The organism is Curtobacterium sp. APC 4022, assembly GCF_030407555.1.
Classification (GTDB): Bacteria; Actinomycetota; Actinomycetes; order Actinomycetales; family Microbacteriaceae; genus Curtobacterium.
The window spans coordinates 23,655-43,090 of sequence record NZ_JASDDD010000026.1 but is presented as its reverse complement, the minus strand read 5'-3'; the positions used below and the strand labels follow the sequence as shown (position 1 = coordinate 43,090).

Here is a 19,436-nt window from a genome sequence, read left to right as displayed (position 1 = left end):
TTTTCCTGACCCTTTACGGGTCAGGGCTCGCGTCCACTTTGTGGTTCCCGACAGACGATCGGGAATCAAACTGAATAGTTCAGCTACCCCACCGGTGTGGGGTGTCATCAACCCTGTTTCGGCGGGAGTGTTGACACCGAACCGTTGGTGGGGGATGGCTGGAACCTGTTTGATCCGTTTCGGGTCGATGGTGTTCCGGTGGTCATAGCGAGAGGGAAACGCCCGGTCACATTCCGAACCCGGAAGCTAAGCCTCTCAGCGCCGATGGTACTGCAAGGGGGACCTTGTGGGAGAGTAGGACGCCGCCGGACTTCTTTTCAATGATGTGGCCACCGGCCCTCCATCGAGAGCAACAGCTCTCGTGAGGGCCGGTGGCCATTTTCTGTTTCATCTCAGGCGCACGAGGTCGACTCTGCGCCCGGTTCATGATGGACTGGACCAACAAGGGCAGCATGGGCTGCCACAGCACGACACAACGACACAGCGGACGATCGCCGAGACACGAGTCTTCGGCACGCAACGAGGAGCTACGGTGGCGAACGACGACGAACAGCGGCGAGACGGGCGTGACGGAGACCGTCCGGATCGACCTCGACGCGAAGGCGACAGCGGTCGTTGGTCGTCTGGGCCGCGTGACTTCGAACGACGTGAAGGTGGTCGTGCTGGTGGTGGGGCCCCTCGTGGGGATCGTCCTCGCGGCGACAGCACGGACCGACGCCCGTCCGGCCGTGAATTCCGCGAAGGTGGAGCCCGGAACGACCGTCCTTCGTGGCGATCTGACCGGCCCGCAACTGACCGTCCGCGTCGTGATGGTGACCGTCCGTTCCGTGGGAACGACGATCGTCCCCGTCGTGACGGTGACCGTCCGTTCCGTGGGAACGATGACCGTCCCCGTCGTGATGGCGACCGGCCCGTTCGCGGTGGCAGCAACGACCGTCCGTTCCGTGGGAACGACGACCGTCCGCGTCGTGACGGTGACCGTCCGTTCCGTGGGAACGACGACCGTCCCCGTCGTGACGGTGACCGTCCGTTCCGTGGGAACGATGACCGTCCCCGTCCCCGTAGTGACGGTGACCGGCCCTTCCGCAGCAACGATGACCGTCCCCGTCGTGACGGAGATCGGCCCGTTCGCAGTGGTAGCAACGACCGTCCGTTCCGTGGCAATGACGACCGCCCCTCCCGCGACGGTGGAGCCGATCGGAAGCGGTTCGGCGACGGCAACCGCTCGGCCGGCGCCCGCTTCGGCGAGGCCGCTCGGGACGACTGGGAAGACCGGGACCCGTACGGCACCCGTTCGATCCGCCCGCGTCACGACGACCCCGAGATCCCGGACGAGATCGATGCCCGAGACCTCCACCCCGCCGCTCGTGCTGAGCTCAAGACCCTCAGCAAGGACAACGCTGACTGGGTGGCGCGACACCTCATCACCGCGGCGCTCCTCGTCGACTCCGATCCGGAGGAAGCGAACCAGCACGCGCTGAGCGCTGCACGCCGAGCCGGCCGCGTGGCTGTGGTCCGTGAGACCGCCGCGATCACGGCGTACCGTCTCGGCGACTTCGCCACGGCGCTCCGAGAACTCCGCACGTACCGACGGATCTCCGGCCGCAACGACCAGCTCCCGATGATGGTCGACTGCGAGCGCGGGCTCGGGCGCCCGGAGCGTGCCCTCGAGCTCGGACGGTCCGTCGACCGCGCCGCACTCGAGACGCCGGTGCAGGTCGAACTCGCGATCGCGATGTCCGGAGCACGTCTGGACCTCGGGAATCCCACAGCCGCGCTGGGCGAGCTGGAGATTCCACAGCTCGACCCCTCGACCGCCTACAGCTGGTCGCCGGCGCTCTACAGTGCTTACGCGGCCACGCTCGAGGAGCTCGGTCGCCAGGACGAGGCCGACGAGTGGTGGGCCCGCGTCGACCGCGCGGCCGAAGCCCTCGCGGAAGCCGCCGAAGACGATGCTTGGGAGACAGTGGATGTGGTCGAGGAAGCGATCGAAGTCGACGAGTTCGACGAGCCCGCAGACGACGAGCGCGGAGACGACGAGTCCCGCGACGACGAGTCCGGAGACGACGAGTCCGTCGAGCTCGATGACGCAGAACTCGGGGACGCCGAGCCGGGCAACGGGTACGTCAGCGCCCTCGGGGACGACGACCTCTACGACGACTCCGACGACGCCGGGGACCAGCCCGGCGAGATCGACGAAGACAACCCCCGCGACATCGACGGCTCCGCAGCCGGCTGAGACTCCGCGCACCCCGGTCGACGGCATCGACGTGGTCATGACCGACCTCGACGGTGTCGTCTACCGGGGACGGAACGCCATCCCACACGCCGTGGAGGCCCTCAACCAGGCCGCCACGTCGGCCCGCGTCGGCTACATCACCAACAACGCCTCGCGGCGTCCGATGGACGTCGCCGAACACCTCGAGCAGTACGGGCTCGAGGTGACCGCCGACGACGTCGTCACTTCCTCCCAGGCGGGGGCTCGGCTGCTCGCGACCCTCGTTCCGGAAGGATCGACCGTCCTCGTGATCGGCGGACTCGGACTGACGACGATCGTCGAGCAGGCCGGGTTCGTGGTGACCGACAGCGCGGACGACCACCCGGCAGCGGTCATCCAGGGGTTCTCGCCAGACCTGGGGTGGAAGCAGCTCGCCGAAGCCTCCTTCGCGTTGGCGGATGCCTCCGTACCGTGGGTGGCCACGAACATGGACTGGTCGATCCCGGTGGAGCGTGGCATCGCTCCGGGGAACGGGACCCTCGTGGCAGCGGTGCACCAGGCGGTGAGCCGGATGCCGGTCGTGGCCGGGAAGCCCGAGCGACCGATCTTCGAAGCGGCCCTGGCACGTTTCGGTGGCGAGCGTCCGCTGTTCATCGGGGACCGTCTGGACACGGACATCAAGGGCGCGAACGACGCCGGCATCCCGAGCGTGCTCGTGCTGACCGGCATCGACCAGCCGAAGCAGGTGCTGGCGGCTGACCAGCGCTCGCGGCCGACCTACGTGCTCAAGGACCTCCGCGGACTGCACGAGCCCTACCCGGACACCATCCGCAGCGAGGACCCGGACGGCACGCGTCGCGTGACCGTCGGGGAGTCGATCGTCTCGATGCGCGGACACGTCGTCCGAGCCGAGCACGTCGGGTCGGACGAGATGGACTTGCTGCGCGCCGGTGCGACCGCGATCTGGGACTCCGGCCTGGCCATCTACGGCCTCGACGTGGACCCGGCGCTGTACGGCGGCGAGTAGCGTGACCGGCGTGGAACCAGCCCGGAGCGACGACGTGACGGGCACTCCCTCCGCTGGCCGGTCGACCGGCGCGCCGACCGAGTCGCGGGCTGTTCCCGGACCGCCGCGCCCGACGCCCGGCGGTCTGCGCGGCGTCGAGACGATCCCGGGCGCCGACGCGGCCGTGACCGCGGACGCGGCCTGGACCTTGCACGCTGACTCGGCCTCGGCCTCGGCCTCGGCCTCGGCCGTTCGGAGCGGTGACGACCCAGACGGCGCGGCGGAGGTCTTGATCGAGTCCGGCGTCGACACCGTGGGTGGTCGGGCCGCAGGGGTCGAGCGTCTGCCGCTGGCGGATCGTGCGGACGCGTTCGCGGCGCTGCACGACGAACTCCGGACCCGGCTCGAACAGGGCGGGGACACTCGTGGGTGAGCGCGGGGACACCGCCGACCACGTCAGCGAGACAGCAGGTGGGGCCGACATCGCTCCCGGCACGACCTCCACGATCGGGACGTCCCCCACGAACGACACCGAGCACGTAGCCAGCACCGACCACACGGCCGGGACCGACCCGATGGCCAGCGCCGAGACCAGCACGGTGAGCGCTGACGGCAGCACGGTCGGCGCCGACAGCAGCACGGGCAGCGCCGGCACCAGCACCAGCACCAGCACCGCGATGCCGTCGACCGCCACGATGCGCCTCGACGCCGCGATCCCCGCGCGTGGTCTCGCGCGCTCCCGGACCGCCGCGGCCGCCCTCATCCTGGCCGGCCGTGTCACGATCGACGGGGTCCCGGTCGTCAAGGCCTCGACCCCGGTCACCGCCTCCTCGCACATCGTGGTGGACGCCGAGGACGAATGGGTCTCACGCGCCGCGCTGAAGCTCGTCGGCGCGCTCGACGCGTTCGGAGTCGACCCACGTGGCCGGACGGTCCTGGACGTCGGAGCCTCGACGGGCGGGTTCACCCAGGTGCTGCTCGCACGTGGTGCCTCGCGGGTGATCGCCCTCGATGTGGGTCACGGTCAGCTGGCCCCGGCGATCGCGATCGACGACCGGGTCGCCGTCGTGGAGGGGGTCAACGCCCGGAACCTCACGCGCGACGACTACCTGGCTCTCGACCCCGCTGCCGAGCGCACCAGTCTGGTGGTGGGGGACCTGTCGTTCATCAGCCTCCGCATGGTGTTGCCCGCCCTCGTCGCCGCGGTGCCGGCCGACGAGTTCGTCCTGCTGGTGAAGCCGCAGTTCGAGGTCGGCCGGACCGGCATCCGCGAGGGCATCGTCCGTAGTGCGTCGTTGCGGCAGGACGCGCTCATGAACGTCCTCTGGACCGCCTGGGACCTGGGCCTCGGAACGGCGGGCGTGGCGGCGTCCCCGATCGTCGGGACGCACGGCAACCACGAGTACCTCGCGCGTCTCCAGCGAGGTGCCGGGGAGAACCCGACAGAATGGATCCTCCGGGCGACGGAACTGGCAGAGGGAGCGCCATGAGCGACGAACGACACATCCTGCTGGTCTCGCACACCGGACGGCGCGACTCGATCGACGCCGCGGTCGAGGTGTGCGACATCCTGCACGACGCCGGTCTGACCCCCGTGATGCCCTTCGACGAGTACGCCGACATCCGCCGGGCCGAAGCATCGGTCGGTCAGGTCGACATCCTCGGCGTCGACGTGCGTCCGGACGAGATCGAGATCGTCATCGTCCTCGGTGGCGACGGCACGATCCTCCGCGCAGCCGAGCTGGCCCGGGGAACGAAGGCACCGATCGTCGGCGTCAACCTGGGGCACGTCGGGTTCCTCGCCGAGAGCGAGCGCGACGGCCTGGCCGAGACGGTCGAGCGCGCCCTGACCGGCGAGTACAAGGTCGAGGAGCGCGTCGCCCTGCAGGTCGACGTGGTCGTCGGCAACGAGATCGTCTACTCCAGTTGGGCGCTCAACGAGGCGACGGTGGAGAAGGCCTCTCGCGAGCGCATGCTCGAGGTCGTCACCGAGGTCGACGGCCGTCCGCTGTCGTCCTTCGGGTGTGACGGTGTGGTGTTCTCGACCCCGACCGGGTCGACCGCCTACTCCTTCTCCGGCGGCGGCCCCGTGGTGTGGCCGGACGTCGACGCGATCCTGATGGTGCCGCTGAGTGCCCACGCCCTGTTCTCCCGACCGATCGTGGTCGGCCCGGACCGGGTCCTGGCCGTCGAGGTCCTCCGGCGCACGAGCGGTGTGGGCGTCCTGTGGTGCGACGGGCGTCGAACGCACGACCTGCCTCCCGGAGCCCGCGTCGAGGTGCGCCGTTCGCCGGAGCCGGTGCGGGTTGCCCGGATCAAGGACGCCGCGTTCGCCGATCGCCTGGTCGCCAAGTTCCGGCTGCCGGTGGCGGGCTGGCGCGGGCCCCAGCGTGACGACGAGGACGTGTGACGCGGACCCTCGGCTGCCTGAAGCCCCGGGCAACACCACCAGTACCCCCACGAGCACGAGCATGAGCACGAGCACCGGCACCACGACGTGAACCAGCAGCAGGAGCACATCCAGTGATCGAGGAAATCCGCATCTCCGACCTCGGCGTGATCGGCGACGCCACGCTCGAGCTCGGCCCCGGCTTCACCGTCGTGACGGGTGAGACGGGCGCCGGCAAGACGATGATCGTCACCGCGCTCGGCCTGCTCCTCGGGGCCCGTGCGGACGCCGGCTCGGTCCGCCGTGGTGCACCGAACGCCGTCGTCGAGGGTCGCTGGGACCTGCCCGACCACGCGGCCGTCGCCGAGCGGGTCGAGGACGCCGGGGGCACGGTCGAGGACGGCGAACTCATCCTGACGCGCACGGTCTCGGCCGAGGGCCGCAGCCGTGCAACGGTGGGCGGCCGGACCGCTCCGGTCGCGGTGCTCGGCGAACTCGCCGACCAGCTCGTCACCGTGCACGGGCAGTCCGACCAGATCCGCCTGACCTCGGCAGCCGCGCAGCGTGCCGCCCTCGACGGGTTCGGCGGCGCAGCGGTCGAGAAGGCCCTGGCGAAGTACGTCGCCGTGTACGACGCCTGGCAGCAGCACACGGGCGACCTCGAGACGCTGACCCGTGACCGCGACGAGCGGCTCGCCGAGGCTGCGCGCCTCCGTGAAGCCTCCGCCGAGATCGAGGCCGCCGACCCGCAGCCGGGCGAGGACACCGAGCTCGCCGAACGCGCGGAGCGGTTGGGGAACCTCGAGGACCTCCGACTGTCCGCCGGCCTGGCGCACGAGGCCGTGTCGAGTGAGTCGCTCGACGGCCCGGACGTGATCGGCCTGGTCGAGTCGGCCCGGCGCGCGATCGAACGCGTCGCGAGCGTCGACCCGGCGCTGCAGCCGGTGCTGGAGCAACTGACCGAGCTGGGCATTCAGGCGAGTGAGGCCTCGGCGTCGCTGTCGAGCTACATCGGCTCGCTCGAACCCGAGGCCGGCCACGACCTCGAACTCATCAACGAACGACGGGCTCTGCTCGCCGGCCTGACCCGGAAGTACGGCGAGAGCGTCGAGGACGTCATCGCCGCCGGACAGCGTGCCTCCGACCGGCTCCTCGAGCTGGACGGCGACGACGACCGCATCGCGCAGCTGCAGCAGTCGGTCGAGTCCGACCGGGCAGCGCTCGAGGCCGCCGGCGCCGCCCTGACCAAGGTGCGGACGAAGGCGGCGACGGAACTGGCCAAGCGGGTCACCGCCGAGCTGAAGAGCCTGGCGATGGCCGGTGCGACCCTGGTGGTCGAGGTCACCGACGCCGGCGAGTTCCGTCGCCACGGGCGTGACCAGGTCGCGATCCTGCTGCAGCCGCACTCGGGCACCGACCCGCGGCCGATCGGCAAGGGTGCGTCCGGTGGTGAGCTCTCGCGTGTGATGCTCGCGATCGAGGTCGTGATGGCTGGCAGCACCACCGTCCCGACCTTCGTCTTCGACGAGGTCGACGCGGGTGTCGGCGGTGCGGCCGCGATCGAGATCGGCCGACGTCTCGCGGCGCTCGCCGAACGGACCCAGGTCATCGTGGTCACGCACCTGGCGCAGGTGGCCGCGTTCGCGAACAACCACCTCAACGTCGTCAAGGACGCCAGCGGCGCGGTGACCTCGTCGAGCGTCCGCCGCCTCGAGGGCGACGACCGACTGCAGGAGATGGCACGGCTGCTCTCCGGCCTCGGCGACAGCGCCAGCGGCATGGAGCACGCACGCGAGCTCCTCGAGGTCGCCGGCCGCTCCGCCTGACCGGTCCCCGCACCAGCGCGAGCACCGGTCCGAGCGCGGGCCGGGAGTACCGCCCGGGAGCACCAGCGCGAGCACCGGTCCCAGCACCGGCCGGGAGGCGCGCCTCACCCGGGTGCGCCGCCGCCGGACGCAACGCGCCGGACGCAACGCGCCCGGCGAACGCGGGTCGCGCCTCCCGGCACTTCTGACGTACGATGGAATCCCGTGGCGGACACTCTCAGCGGCGGAACCAATTCTTCGAACACGACCCCGAAGGTGACGAAGCAGATCTTCGTGACCGGCGGGGTCGTCTCGTCTCTCGGCAAGGGCCTGACGGCGGCCAGCCTCGGCAACCTGCTCACGGCACGCGGCCTCAAGGTCGTCATGCAGAAGCTCGACCCGTACCTCAACGTGGACCCGGGCACGATGAACCCGTTCCAGCACGGCGAGGTCTTCGTGACCGACGACGGCGCCGAGACGGACCTGGACATCGGGCACTACGAGCGCTTCCTCGACATCGACCTGGCGCAGTCGGCGAACGTCACGACCGGCCAGGTCTACTCGACGGTCATCGCCAAGGAACGTCGTGGCGAGTACCTCGGCGACACCGTCCAGGTCATCCCGCACATCACCGACGAGATCAAGCGTCGGATGCGCGAGCAGTCCGAGAACGACCCGCAGCCCGACGTCATCATCACCGAGGTCGGCGGCACGGTCGGTGACATCGAGTCGCAGCCCTTCATCGAGGCGGCACGGCAGGTGCGCCACGAGCTCGGCCGCAACAACGTGTTCTTCGTGCACGTCTCCCTGGTGCCGTTCATGGCGGCATCGGGTGAGCAGAAGACGAAGCCGACGCAGCACTCGGTCGCGCAGCTCCGCTCGATCGGCATCCAGCCGGACGCCCTCGTGCTCCGCAGCGACCGCCCCGTCTCGGACGCCAACAAGCGCAAGATCGCGCTGATGTGCGACGTCGACGAGGACGCCGTGGTGAACGCGGTGGACGTCCCGTCGATCTACGACATCCCGACGATGCTGCACGACCAGGGCCTCGACCAGGTCATCATCGAGGCCCTCCGCCTCGAGGCGCACGACGTCGACTGGTCGCGCTGGAACGGTGTGCTGACCGCGGTGCACGAGCCGAAGAAGGCCGTGACGATCGCCCTGGTCGGCAAGTACATCGACCTGCCCGACGCCTACCTGTCGGTGACCGAGGCGCTGCGTGCCGGCGGCTTCGCCCACACCGCGAAGGTCACGCTGAAGTGGGTCGCCTCGGACGAGTGCCTCACCCCGGAGGGCGCGGCGAAGAACCTCGGCGACGTCGACGGCATCTGCATCCCCGGTGGCTTCGGGATCCGCGGCATCGAGGGCAAGCTCGGCGCGCTGAAGTTCGCCCGTGAGCAGGCCATCCCGACGCTCGGTCTGTGCCTCGGCCTGCAGTGCATGGTCATCGAGTACGCCCGCCACGAGGCCGGCCTGCTCGACGCCTCGAGCACCGAGTTCGACCCGGAGACCTCCACCCCGGTCATCGCGACGATGGCGGAGCAGGTGGACATCATCGCCGGTGGCGACCTGGGCGGCACGATGCGCCTCGGCATGTACCCGGCGCACTTCACCGAGGGCAGCCTCGCCGCCGAGCTGTACGGCTCGACGGAGGCATCGGAGCGCCACCGTCACCGCTACGAGGTCAACAACCACTACCGCGAGCAGATCGCGGACGCAGGCATGGTCTTCTCCGGCACCTCGCCCGACGGAACCCTCGTCGAGTACGTCGAGCTGGACCGTGCGGAGCACCCGTTCTACATCGGCACCCAGGCACACCCGGAGCTCCGCTCGCGTCCGAACCGCGCGCACCCGCTCTTCGCGGGCCTCGTCGGTGCGGCGATCGAACGCAACGAGTCGACGCGCCTGTTCGACCCGGAGACCGAAGCGGTCGCCTGAGCCGGCGGGTCGCGGTCGCGACCACGTGACGGACGGGAGGCTCCCCACCAGCAGGTGGGGAGCCTCCCGTCCGTCGTCCGCCGCGCTGGACGCTCGTCGTCGACGGTGGGGCAGGATGGCGAGGTGACTGACGCACCGATCGCCGACGAACCCGCCTCCTTCGACGTGACCGCCTCCGAGCGGGTGTTCGAGGGTGCGGTCTGGGACATCACCCGTGACACCGTCGACTACAACGGCACGGACATGGTCCGCGAGTACATCGACCACACCGGCGCCGTCGCGGTGTTCGCGGAGGACGAGGACGGCCGTGTCCTGGTCATCCAGCAGTACCGTCACCCGGTGCAGGTGCGCGACTGGGAGCTGCCGGCCGGGCTGCTCGACCACGAGGGCGAGGACCACCTGACCGCCGCGAAGCGCGAGCTCGCCGAGGAGGCCGACGTCGAGGCCGACCACTGGGAGCACCTGGTCCGCTACAACACGTCCTCGGGCGGCAGCAACGAGTTCATCGAGGTGTTCCGGGCGACCGGGGTGCGGGCGACCTCGTCGGCGTTCGAGCGGGAGGCCGAGGAGGCCGACATCGTGATCCGCTGGGTGCCGCGCACCGAGCTCGTGGCCGGGATCCTCGAGGGACGACTGCACAACTCGGCGCTCATCGTGGCGACGCTCGCGGTGGAGGCCGCCGAGCGCCGCTAGCGGGCTCGGCCGGTCCGCCTCGGCGGTCTCGTCCCCGGTAGCCTCGTCGGGTGATGCCGTTCGAGCGTGCCGTGCAGGACCACCTGCGGCACATCGCCATCGAGCGGGGGCTGTCGCCGCACACCCTCTCGGCGTACCGGCGCGACCTCGCGACGTTCGGCGAGTGGATCGGCACGCAGCCGGTCGTCGCCTCCAGCGGCGCAGACCGTGCCGGCGGGGCCGGGGTGCTCGAGGACGTCGGACGTCTGGCGCGCGCGGACCTCGCCGGGTTCGTGCAGTACCTCACCACCCGTCCGGAGGGGCCGCTGGCGCCGAGGTCGGTCGCGCGGATGCTCAGCTCGGTGCGCTCGTTCTCGGCGTTCGCCGCGGGAGAGGGCTGGCTGCCGCTCGACCCTGGTGCCTCGGTCCGCCCGCCGAAGGCACCGATGCGGTTGCCGAAGGCGATCTCCGTGCACGACATGGAGCGACTGATCGGTTCCGTCGTGGGCGACGACCCGGTGCAGCTCCGGGACCGGGCGCTCCTCGAACTGCTGTACGCGACCGGGGCGCGCATCTCGGAAGCGGTGGGGCTCTCCGTCGACGACGTGACGACGCTCGCCGACGTCGACGAGGTCTCGGACGAGGACACCGACGTCTCCGTGGTGCGGGTCACCGGCAAGGGGAACAAGCAGCGGATCGTGCCGCTCGGCAGCTACGCCCGGGCTGCGGTCGACGCGTACCTGGTGCGGGCCCGGCCGGTGTTCGCCGTCCGGGGGTCCGCGACGCCGGCGCTGTTCCTCGGTGCCCGCGGAGCCCGGTTGTCGCGGCAGAGCGCCTGGCTCGTCATCCAGGCGGCGGCGGAGCGGGCCGAGCTGGCGGCGCACGTGTCGCCGCACACCTTCCGGCACTCGTTCGCCACGCACCTGCTCGAGGGCGGCGCGGACGTCCGGGTGGTGCAGGAGCTGCTCGGGCACGCAAGTGTGGCGACGACGCAGATCTACACGCTGGTGACGGCGGACATGCTGCGGGACGTGTACCAGACGGCACACCCGCGGGCGCGGCGGTAGGCGGAGCGGGGGGCCGCGGCGCCCGGACCGTGGCAACCTTGGCGCATGGACCTCGAGGTGGGGCCGGGGCTGACGATCCCCGAGTCGGAACTGCAGTGGCGGTTCTCGCGGTCGTCCGGCGCCGGGGGCCAGCACGTCAACACCTCGGACAGTCGTGTCCAGCTGACCTGGGACGTCGCGGGGTCGTCGGCGGTGACCGAGGAGCAGCGGACGCGGATCCTCGAGCGGACCGGTCGGCGGACGGCTGCCGCGGGAGCGATCACCGTGACGGTGTCCGCGCGGCGGTCGCAGCTGCGCAACCGTGAGGCTGCGCTCGACGCGCTCCGCGAGCTCCTGCGGGAAGCGCTCGCCCCGCCGGCCCCGGCACGGCGTCCGACCCGGCCGACACGGGGCTCACAGCGCCGACGCCTGGCGGGCAAGCAGCAGCGGTCCGCCACGAAGCAGCAGCGTCGGCGGCCGTCGGACGACTGACCGACGCCCGACGGCCGGAGGGGTGCCGGACTCAGAACAGGTGCAGGTGCCCGTTCGCCACGACGACCCCGGTCGCGACGGCGAGCACGAGCGCGGACGCCCCGATGCTCTGCCCGACGACCCGCCAGGGACCGGTGGCGCCCGGACGGACCAGGGCGACCAGGCCCGCGGCGATGCCGAGCAGACTGGCGAGCCCCCAGGGGTTCACGACGAGGGACACGATCGCGGCCACGACGGCCAGCGCCGCGAACAGGCAGACCCGTCGGTCGCTGCTGCCGTACGCCCAGGAGTGGGCCTCGACGACACGGGCGGACGCCTCGACGGAGAACGCCGGCCCGGCCGGCATCGCGGCGAGGACGGGGACGACGGGGTCCGGTGCCTCGCGGGGGAGCACCCGGGTCGCCTCACCCCAGGCGTGACCGTCCCACCACCGCAGTCGCGCGGTGTCCTGTGGGTCCGGGAACCAGCCGGCGGCCGGCAGCGTCACGGGGAACTCCTGGTGTGTGCGGGGGTCGTCAGTGCGTTCCGACGGTACCCGGCACACTTCCCGTCCCGCTGCCCCAGAGCGGGTGTCGGCAGAAGGGGGGACCGGTCGGCCCGGCCCCCACCTCAGACCGCTGCGGGAGCGGCGTCCACCTCGGTGAAGACGTCCTTCACGGCGGCGAGCAGCCGGGCGTTGAAGTCCACGCCGAGCTGGTTCGGCACGGTCACCAGGACGGTGTCGGCGTCGCGGACCGCCTGGTCGGCGGCGAGTTCCGCGACGAGCTGTTCCGGCTCGCCGATGTACGACCGACCGAACCGGGCGAGACCGCCGTCGAGGTGTCCGACCTGGTCCTGACCCTCGACCTGCGCGCGGACGCCGAAGTAGTGGCGCGACTCGTCGTCGATGATCGGGATGATGCTGCGGCTCACGCTGACCCGGGGCTCGCGCTCCCAGCCCATCTCGCGCCAGGTGGAGCGGAAGCGCTCGATCTGCTCCGCCTGCAGCTGGTCGAAGGGCACGCCGGTGTCCTCGGTGAGCAGGGTCGACGACATCAGGTTCATGCCCTGCTCGGCCGTCCACTCGGCGGTGGCCCGCGTGCCGGCACCCCACCAGATGCGCTCGGACAGGGTGTCGGACTGCGGCGTGATCGCGAGCGAGCCGACCGCGCCGGTCATCTGCGGGTTCGCGTTCGCCATCGGCTCGCCGGCGATGGCCCGCCGGAAGACCGCGGTGTGGTCACGCGCCAGGTCGGCGCCGTTCTCGTCGTCGGACTCGGGCACGTAGCCGAACGAGCGGTAGCCGGCGAGGGCGGTCTCGGGTGATCCCCGACTCACGCCGAGCTGCAGTCGGCCGCCGGAGATGAGGTCGGTGGCCGCGGCCTCCTCCGCCATGTACAGCGGGTTCTCGTAGCGCATGTCGATCACGCCCGTGCCGATCTCGATGCGGCTGGTCCGGGCGGCGATCGCGGACAGCAGCGGGAAGGGCGCGGCCTGCTGCGGTGCGAAGTGGTGCACGCGGAAGTACGCGCCGTCGACACCCACTTCTTCCGCCGCGACGGCGAGGTCGATCGCCTGCACGAGGGACTCACGCGCGCTGCGCACCCGGGAGCCGGGCACGTCACGCCAGTGCCCGAAGGAGAGGAACCCGATCTTCGTCATGTGCATGCGAACGCATCCGGCTGGGCGGGCATTCCGGCGGACTACGGTCGAGGACATGGACTTCGATCCGCGGACCACCCTGCTGACCGAACGGACCCGTGCGACGAAGCTGCTGGTCGACGTCGAGCGCAGCATGCTGGACGTCAGTGATGCGCGGGACGGCGCGAACACCGACGACGAGCACGACCCGGAGGGCTCGACCCTGGCCTGGGAACGCAGCTCGCTCGGTGCCGTGCGGGACGACGCCCGCCGCCGGGTCGAGCAAGTCGACGCGGCCCTCGGGCGGCTCGACGCGGGGACCTACGGCCGCTGCGCGGTGGGCGGGGAGCCGATTCCGCAAGCGCGCCTGGCCGCGGTCCCGTGGGCGGCGACGTGCGTCGCGCACGCGTGACGGGCCTCCAGGCCGGACGGGAGGCGCGGCAGACCCCGGAACGCACGTCGCGATGCGCAGTCCCCACCCTGCTCCGACCCGTTCCGCCGCGGTTTCCCAGCCGCGCGCCCTAGCGTGCGGACATGCACGGCGACCCGACTGAGCCTCCCCGGAGTGCTGCTCCCGACGCATCATCCGGTCGGCAGCGCTTCCAGTGGTTCCGTGACCTGCGCACGTGGATCCACGCCCGACCGCACGTGCACCTCTTCTACAAGGTCCTGGTCGGGATCGTCGGCGGGCTCATCGTCGTCATCGGCCTGATCCTGGTTCCGCTGCCCGGTCCGGGCTGGCTCGTCGTGTTCGTCGGTCTGACGGTCCTGGCGAGCGAGTTCCACTTCTTCCACCGCATCATCACCTGGCTCCGCGCGAAGCTGCACCGGTTCTGGGACTGGGCGAAGCACCACGCGCCGTCGAAGCGCATGCGCGACGCGGCGGACAAGGGCAAGGCGGACGTCGATGCCGCGCACGCCGAGGCGCACCGGAACGTCGGGGTGCAGCGCCCGCGCGGCCAGACCGCACGGACTGGGCACTGACCGCGCGGACCGGGCACTCACCGGCGGGCCGGCACTGACCGCGCGGACCGGGCGCTGACCGCGCGCACCGGGCGCTGACCGGCGCTGGGGGCCGCCCGCAGTCTGCTCGCCGCTCGCTGCGCGTCAGACCGTGCGGACCGATCCGGTCGCGGTGCGTTCGACCTCGTCGGCTGCGGCCTCTTCCACCTCGGCCGCGTCCTTCGACGTGACCTGCAGGACGAGGGCGACGAGCGCCGCGAGGACGATGAACGCCCCGTAGCCGGCGAGCACCGGCACCAGGCCGAGCGCCGGCTCGAGGAACCCGCCGATGACGCTCGGCACGCCGAAGGCCAGGTAGCTGACCACGTAGATCGTCGACAGCAGTCCGGCGCGGTGGGTGGGTGCCGCGGTGGCGAGGAGCATCCGGAGCGGCGCCTGGAACCCCGCGCCGAAGCCGACACCGGCGATCGCGCTGCCGACGACCAGTCCGGGCAGCAACGGCATGACCACGAACGTGACCGTGACGATCGGCCCGAGGACGAGCGCGACGAGGCCGAGCAGGACGGCCTTGCGGGTGTCGACCCGCTGGATCGCCAGGCCGGTCAGGGCGCCGACACCGGTGACCACGGCGATCAGGGCACCGGCCGCGAAGTGGTTGTGGATGCCGAACACCGCGCCGAGGGCGGAGGGCACGAGCGACAGGAACAGTCCGCCGAGCGCCCAGCTGGACACGAGCGACCCGGCGACGCTGCGGAACAGCCGACGGGAGGCCCGTGGCACCGACACCGTCGGACGGAGCGACCGCAGTGCCCCGGGTCGAGCGACGACCTGCTCGGGGACGACCACGAGCGCGACGACGAGCAGCACGAGGAGCGTGCCGAACAGCAGGTAGACGAGCTGCTCCGGCGCGGGACCCCACTCGACCAGTGCCCCGCTCGACAGTGCACCGGTGGCGAGGGCGATCGGCGGGATGACGCCGTTGAGGACACCCGCGAGCGCGGGGTGCCGCTCGAGCGAGTTGTCGATGAGTGCCGCTCCCAGGGCACCGATGAGCAGCCCGACCGAGACGCCCTGCACGATGCGGTCGACGATGAGCGCGCCGAGCCCGTCGGCGACGGCGAACAGCCCGAGCGACACGGCGACGCCGAGGCCGCCGACGACCAGGACGGGCTTCCGGCCGACGTGGTCCGACAGCCGACCGGCGATGAGCAGGCTGAGCAGCAGCCCGGCGACGTAGATCGCGAACACCGCGGTGAGCATCAGCGGCGTGAGGTGCCACTCGGCCGCGTAGACCGGGTAGATCGGCGACGGCACGGCCGACGAGGCGACCGAGACGAGGAGCATCGTCGCGAGGATCCAGAACCCTGCGACGGAACGTGGTGACTGCATGGCCGTCCCTTTCATTGTACGACTGCATTCGTACCTTACTCGCGCTGTACGACGCAAGTCGTACTAGTCGGTGCGGAGTGGTACCGTCCGTGCATGCCCGAGCGCACCGACGGAGCCGCACCACTCCCGCAGCACACCCCGCTTCCGCAGCCGACGCCGGCCGAGATGGACCTGCCGGTCGTCCTGGACGCCCTGTCCGACCCGATCCGGCTGTCGATCCTGCACCGGTACCTGGTCGACGGTGCCGGCGAGGAGCGCTCCTGCGGCTGGGTCGGCATCGACCGGCCGAAGTCGACGCTGACGCACCACTTCCGGGTCCTCCGCGAAGCCGGGCTGCTCGAGCAGCACCTCGAGGGGCTGACCCGCGTCAGCCGAGTCCGGACCGACGAGGTCCAGCAGCGGTTCCCGGGCCTGCTCGACCTGGTCCTCGACTGGCAGGTGCCCGCCGGCCTGGTCCGCGCCGAGGCCCTGGCGTGAGCGGCGAGATCGGCGTGAGCGCAGTCCGGTTGCCCGACGTCGTCGCCGAGCCCGCCGTCACCTCGGCGCTCGCCGCAGACCTGACCACCGACGGCTACACGGTCGAGGGCGTCGACGCGCTCTGGGGCACCGAGGCCGCCGCTGCGCTGCACCGCGGTGTCCGGGTCGCCGCCCGCCGGGCACTCGCCGCCCGACCGACGACCCCGCTGTCCACCACCGCCACGCTCTTCGTGCTCGGTCTGCCGGTGCCGCGGGCCGACGCCGAGGCCGCGTTCCCGACCGTCGGCGTTCCGGCCCTGGTCGCGGCCGGGGTCCTGCGCATCGACGGGGACTCGGTCGCCGCCGCGGTGGACCTCCGCCCGTACGCGTTCGTCGACGACCTGGGTGCCGGCAGCTGGTGGATCGTCTCCGACCTCGGCGAACTCGCCCTCGGCCACGCCATCAGCGAGGAGCACGTCCTCGGCATCGGCGGCGCCACCACCACGCTGAGCGGCCTGCAGCTGCCCGTGCCGGTCCGGCGGGTGCTCGACCTCGGCACCGGCTGCGGCATCCAGGCCATGCACGCCCGACGCTTCGCCGAGCAGGTCGTCGCCACCGACATCTCCCGACGGGCGCTCGACATCGCCCGCTTCAACGCGCAGCTGAACGGCATCGACGGCATCGAGTTCCGCCACGGCTCACTGTTCGAGCCGGTGGCGGGGGAGCGGTTCGACCGCATCGTCTCGAACCCGCCGTTCGTCATCACCCCTCGGCGCGAGGGTGTCCCCGCCTACGAGTACCGCGACGGCGGGATGGTCGGCGACGCGCTCGTCGAGACCGTCCTCCGCGGTCTGGCCGAGCACCTGGAGCCCGGCGGCACCGCGCAGCTGCTCGGCAACTGGGAACACCGGTGGGGCCACGACGGCCTGGAGCGCGTCCGCTCCTGGTTCGCCGACACCGACCTGGACGTGTGGGTGGTCGAACGGGAGCGCGAGGACCCGCCCGCCTACGCCGAGACGTGGATCCGCGACGGCGGCACGAAGCCGGGCACGCCCGTCTTCGACGACCTGGTCGACGCCTGGCTCGACGACTTCCGCGACCGGCACGTCACCGGGGTCGGCTTCGGCTACGTCGTCGTCCGGTCGGGAGGCACCTCCGCCCTCCGCCGCTTCGAGCGCCTCCCACAGGTGCTCGGCGCCAACCCCGCCGGCCTGGGCGCCACCATCGCCCGCACCCTCGACGCGGTCTCGTGGCTCGCCGGACGGGACGACGACGCGTTCGCCGCCGCGCACCTCCGGGTCGCCGGTGACGTCACCGAGGAACGGCACTACTGGCCGGGCAACGACGACCCCACCGTGATGACGCTCGTGCAGGGCGGCGGGTTCGGCCGACGGGTCGACGCCGACACCGCGCTGGCCGCGTTCGTCGGCGCGGCCGACGGCGAGCTCACGGTCGGGCAGATCGTCGGCGCGATCGCCCAGCTCACCGGCGTCGACGACCGGGCGCTGTCCGCGGACCTGCTGCCGCGCCTCCGCGACCTGGTCCTCGACGGCCTGCTCCTCCCCGCGTAGGGGCCCGCGAGGGGGTCAGGGGCGCCAGGTGTGCTCGGGGGCGTAGCCGAGCAGCTCGCGGGCCTTGTCCGAGGACAGCAGGGAACTCGTGCCGTCGATCTCGGCACGACGCTCGACGTCCGGCAGGAACCGCTCGACGAGCTCCAGCGTCGGCGTCTCCATCACGGTGTCCGGACTGGCGATGATGAACGCCTCGAACCCGGTCAGCTCGCTCTCCACCGCCTTGCGCACGGCCTGGGCGCCGTCCCGCGAGTCGATGTACGACCACAGGTTGAAGGTCTTCGCCTCCGGGGACGCGTCCCACGGGAACGCCGGGTAGTCCGTCTCGTCCATGACGTTCGAGAAGCGCAGGCCGATCATCTTCAACTGCGGGTCCCAGCGGGTGAAGTGGCGCGCCATCTCCTCCTCCACCGCCTTGCCGAGCGAGTACGACGACTGCGGCCGGACCGCGAACTCCTCGTCGACGGGCAGGTAGGGCGGGTGGTGCTCACCCATCGGGATCCCCAGGAGCGTCTCACTGGACGCCCACACCACGTTCCGGATGCGGGCTGCGCGGGCGGCGTGGAACACGTTGATCGACGCGGTCACGTTGTTCGTGATGAGCGCGACGTCCGGCACCTGGCCCGGCGCGGGCACGGCCGCGAGGTGCACCACCGCGTCGACCGAGTCGTAGCGGTCGTCGACCCCGAGGAACGTGTTGAGCACCTGGCCGTAGTCGGTCAGGTCCGTGCGGACGAACTGCACCCGCTCCGGCTTGTCCGGGGAGGCCACCCGGTCGAGGAGCACGACGTCGTAGCCGTGCTCGTCCAGGTCGCGGACGACCGCCCGTCCGAGCTTGCCGCTGCCACCGGTCACCACTACACGCGTCATCGCGTCACTCCACCTCGTCGTCGAGACCCCGGGTCGGGTCACGCCCATCCTGCCCTGCCGGTGGTGGACGCAACCAGGTACGGGCGGTACCTGCCCGCCGGAGGGTGGGCGAGCCTCCCGGCTAGGTCAGGAGCCGACCGAGACCCGGGCCATGGCGAGTCGGGTGACGAGTTCGACGTGCTCCGCCATGTCGCGGCTCGGGTCGTAGAGCCACTGGATCTGCAGTCCGTCCGCGACGGCGAGGAGGACGCTCGCGAGTTCCGCCGGGTCGAGGTCGCTCCGGAGCCGTCCGTCCACTTGCATCGCGCGGAAGTCGGCCGTCATGCGGGCACGACCCGACTCGTAGCGCTCGCGGAAGTACGCGTGTGCCGGGTGTTCCGGGTCGGTCGCCGCTGCCGCCGACAGGTTCACGAACATCTGGACCAGCCCCGGCACCTCGGCGTTGTGGCGGACGACCGACGCCAGGAGCGACGCGAGGTCGGGGGCGTCCCACTGGGCCGCACGGTCCTCCTCGTCACGGCGTCGGAGCACCGCGACCCAGAGGTCGTCCTTCGAGTCGAAGTAGTGCAGCAGGCCGGCCTGGGTGAGACCGACGGCGGCCGCGATGTCCCGGATGCTCGTCCGCCGGAACCCCTGGGTGGCGACACGGTCGAGCGCGACGGCGAGGATCTCCTCGCGCTTCGCGATGCCCTTCGCGTACGAACCCCGTCGTGCCATGGCGCGACTGTACCGTCCGGGGGCGGAGTGCCCTCCCGGGCGGCGGCTGCCGGCGTGACCCTCGGACTGGAGCGCCTGACGAGGCTGTACATCCGTCCATTTTCCGCACCGCGTCCGATGACGTCGGTACGCTTGTCGGTGCGCCAGTCGGCTGGTTACCGTCGGCGCACGCATCGAAGAAGGACTGCCGAGTGTGTGTCGCGGCCTCCTGATCCGGCCGATGACGCCCCGGTGGTCCTGATGCGTTCCGATGCGCCCCCGCACCTGGTGCGGGGGCGCATCCT

Annotated in this window: 20 protein-coding genes and 1 rRNA gene; 16 read left to right on the top strand and 5 right to left on the bottom strand. The window is 71.4% G+C overall.

The genetic code is table 11. The features are described 5' to 3' along the window. Positions 1-194 precede the first annotated feature (194 nt). From rrf to arfB, 12 genes are all read left to right on the top strand, one after another. Positions 195-311, top strand: a 5S ribosomal RNA gene (rrf, locus tag QL987_RS09985). A 114-nt stretch (positions 312-425) separates the two neighbouring features. Next, on the top strand, positions 426-1,481 hold the full coding sequence (locus tag QL987_RS09980; RefSeq protein WP_290157503.1) for a hypothetical protein: 1,056 nt from the start codon (positions 426-428) through the stop codon (positions 1,479-1,481). After that, positions 1,409-2,239 carry a hypothetical protein gene (locus QL987_RS09975; protein ID WP_290157502.1) on the top strand — a complete coding sequence of 277 codons (831 nt, stop codon included), beginning with the start codon at positions 1,409-1,411 and terminating at the stop codon, positions 2,237-2,239. The genes QL987_RS09980 and QL987_RS09975 overlap by 73 nt, the downstream gene beginning before the upstream one ends. 37 nt (positions 2,240-2,276) lie before the next feature. Then, complete coding sequence (locus QL987_RS09970) at positions 2,277-3,245, top strand: HAD-IIA family hydrolase (protein WP_111076139.1); 969 nt, start codon at positions 2,277-2,279, stop codon at positions 3,243-3,245. A gap of 10 nt (positions 3,246-3,255) precedes the next feature. Further along, entirely contained in the window at positions 3,256-3,657 is a 402-nt protein-coding gene (locus tag QL987_RS09965) for a hypothetical protein (protein ID WP_290157501.1), read from the top strand. A 244-nt stretch (positions 3,658-3,901) separates the two neighbouring features. Beyond that, entirely contained in the window at positions 3,902-4,714 is an 813-nt protein-coding gene (locus QL987_RS09960; protein ID WP_290157505.1) for a TlyA family RNA methyltransferase, read from the top strand. Continuing rightward, positions 4,711-5,634, top strand: coding sequence for an NAD kinase (locus QL987_RS09955; RefSeq protein ID WP_111076141.1), 924 nt, complete (start codon positions 4,711-4,713; stop codon positions 5,632-5,634). Before QL987_RS09960 ends, QL987_RS09955 begins: the two co-directional genes overlap by 4 nt. Positions 5,635-5,747: 113 nt before the next feature. After that, on the top strand, positions 5,748-7,439 hold the full coding sequence (gene recN / locus QL987_RS09950) for a DNA repair protein RecN (RefSeq protein WP_290157500.1): 1,692 nt from the start codon (positions 5,748-5,750) through the stop codon (positions 7,437-7,439). Positions 7,440-7,643: 204 nt separating this feature from the next. Further along, positions 7,644-9,356 (top strand): CTP synthase, encoded by a 1,713-nt coding sequence (locus QL987_RS09945; RefSeq protein WP_290157499.1) that lies wholly within the window; start codon positions 7,644-7,646, stop codon positions 9,354-9,356. A gap of 123 nt (positions 9,357-9,479) precedes the next feature. Beyond that, the gene (locus QL987_RS09940) at positions 9,480-10,049 is read left to right on the top strand and encodes an NUDIX hydrolase (protein WP_290157498.1); all 570 of its coding nucleotides are present in this window, start codon (positions 9,480-9,482) and stop codon (positions 10,047-10,049) included. 53 nt (positions 10,050-10,102) lie between these two features. Continuing rightward, the gene (locus tag QL987_RS09935; RefSeq protein ID WP_290157497.1) at positions 10,103-11,095 is read left to right on the top strand and encodes a site-specific tyrosine recombinase XerD; all 993 of its coding nucleotides are present in this window, start codon (positions 10,103-10,105) and stop codon (positions 11,093-11,095) included. Positions 11,096-11,140: 45 nt separating this feature from the next. Then, positions 11,141-11,566 (top strand): alternative ribosome rescue aminoacyl-tRNA hydrolase ArfB, encoded by a 426-nt coding sequence (gene arfB, locus QL987_RS09930; RefSeq protein WP_290157496.1) that lies wholly within the window; start codon positions 11,141-11,143, stop codon positions 11,564-11,566. Positions 11,567-11,597: 31 nt separating this feature from the next. Here arfB and QL987_RS09925 read toward each other — a convergent pair whose 3' ends face one another. Together QL987_RS09925 and QL987_RS09920 are read right to left on the bottom strand one after the other, a co-directional pair. Beyond that, a complete protein-coding gene (locus tag QL987_RS09925) occupies positions 11,598-12,053 on the bottom strand; it encodes a DUF2510 domain-containing protein (protein ID WP_290157495.1) in 456 nt (151 codons plus the stop codon). A 122-nt stretch (positions 12,054-12,175) separates the two neighbouring features. Further along, entirely contained in the window at positions 12,176-13,213 is a 1,038-nt protein-coding gene (locus QL987_RS09920; RefSeq protein ID WP_253464723.1) for an LLM class flavin-dependent oxidoreductase, read from the bottom strand. 49 nt (positions 13,214-13,262) lie between these two features. Between QL987_RS09920 and QL987_RS09915 the strand changes: the two genes are divergently transcribed. Continuing rightward, a complete protein-coding gene (locus QL987_RS09915) occupies positions 13,263-13,598 on the top strand; it encodes a TraR/DksA C4-type zinc finger protein (protein WP_111076163.1) in 336 nt (111 codons plus the stop codon). 122 nt (positions 13,599-13,720) lie between these two features. Beyond that, on the top strand, positions 13,721-14,170 hold the full coding sequence (locus QL987_RS09910; protein WP_290157494.1) for a TIGR02611 family protein: 450 nt from the start codon (positions 13,721-13,723) through the stop codon (positions 14,168-14,170). A gap of 123 nt (positions 14,171-14,293) precedes the next feature. Here QL987_RS09910 and QL987_RS09905 read toward each other — a convergent pair whose 3' ends face one another. After that, positions 14,294-15,538, bottom strand: coding sequence for an MFS transporter (locus QL987_RS09905; RefSeq protein WP_290157493.1), 1,245 nt, complete (start codon positions 15,536-15,538; stop codon positions 14,294-14,296). A 93-nt stretch (positions 15,539-15,631) separates the two neighbouring features. Between QL987_RS09905 and QL987_RS09900 the strand changes: the two genes are divergently transcribed. Next, a complete protein-coding gene (locus QL987_RS09900; RefSeq protein ID WP_221850925.1) occupies positions 15,632-16,015 on the top strand; it encodes a helix-turn-helix domain-containing protein in 384 nt (127 codons plus the stop codon). A gap of 14 nt (positions 16,016-16,029) precedes the next feature. Beyond that, positions 16,030-17,565, top strand: a complete 1,536-nt coding sequence (locus QL987_RS09895; RefSeq protein WP_290157492.1) for a class I SAM-dependent methyltransferase — start codon at positions 16,030-16,032, stop codon at positions 17,563-17,565. Between the two features lie 15 nt (positions 17,566-17,580). Here the strand turns inward: QL987_RS09895 and QL987_RS09890 are convergent, their stop codons facing one another. After that, positions 17,581-18,435 carry an NAD(P)-dependent oxidoreductase gene (locus QL987_RS09890; protein WP_111076167.1) on the bottom strand — a complete coding sequence of 285 codons (855 nt, stop codon included), beginning with the start codon at positions 18,433-18,435 and terminating at the stop codon, positions 17,581-17,583. A gap of 126 nt (positions 18,436-18,561) precedes the next feature. After that, entirely contained in the window at positions 18,562-19,152 is a 591-nt protein-coding gene (locus tag QL987_RS09885; protein WP_290157491.1) for a TetR/AcrR family transcriptional regulator, read from the bottom strand. Between the last annotated feature and the right edge of the window lie 284 nt (positions 19,153-19,436).

What these genes read in the sequence shown, in the direction of transcription:
- QL987_RS09970 (WP_111076139.1), top strand. Translation starts at nt 2,277, where the DNA reads ATGACCGACCTCGACGGTGTCGTCTACCGGGGACGGAACGCCATCCCA.
- arfB (WP_290157496.1), top strand. Translation starts at nt 11,141, where the DNA reads ATGGACCTCGAGGTGGGGCCGGGGCTGACGATCCCCGAGTCGGAACTG.
- QL987_RS09955 (WP_111076141.1), top strand. Translation starts at nt 4,711, where the DNA reads ATGAGCGACGAACGACACATCCTGCTGGTCTCGCACACCGGACGGCGC.
- QL987_RS09890 (WP_111076167.1), bottom strand. Translation starts at nt 18,435, where the DNA reads ATGACGCGTGTAGTGGTGACCGGTGGCAGCGGCAAGCTCGGACGGGCG.
- QL987_RS09935 (WP_290157497.1), top strand. Translation starts at nt 10,103, where the DNA reads ATGCCGTTCGAGCGTGCCGTGCAGGACCACCTGCGGCACATCGCCATC.
- QL987_RS09920 (WP_253464723.1), bottom strand. Translation starts at nt 13,213, where the DNA reads ATGCACATGACGAAGATCGGGTTCCTCTCCTTCGGGCACTGGCGTGAC.
- QL987_RS09900 (WP_221850925.1), top strand. Translation starts at nt 15,632, where the DNA reads ATGCCCGAGCGCACCGACGGAGCCGCACCACTCCCGCAGCACACCCCG.
- QL987_RS09980 (WP_290157503.1), top strand. Translation starts at nt 426, where the DNA reads ATGATGGACTGGACCAACAAGGGCAGCATGGGCTGCCACAGCACGACA.
- QL987_RS09910 (WP_290157494.1), top strand. Translation starts at nt 13,721, where the DNA reads ATGCACGGCGACCCGACTGAGCCTCCCCGGAGTGCTGCTCCCGACGCA.
- QL987_RS09915 (WP_111076163.1), top strand. Translation starts at nt 13,263, where the DNA reads ATGGACTTCGATCCGCGGACCACCCTGCTGACCGAACGGACCCGTGCG.
- QL987_RS09885 (WP_290157491.1), bottom strand. Translation starts at nt 19,152, where the DNA reads ATGGCACGACGGGGTTCGTACGCGAAGGGCATCGCGAAGCGCGAGGAG.
- QL987_RS09960 (WP_290157505.1), top strand. Translation starts at nt 3,902, where the DNA reads ATGCCGTCGACCGCCACGATGCGCCTCGACGCCGCGATCCCCGCGCGT.
- QL987_RS09905 (WP_290157493.1), bottom strand. Translation starts at nt 15,538, where the DNA reads ATGCAGTCACCACGTTCCGTCGCAGGGTTCTGGATCCTCGCGACGATG.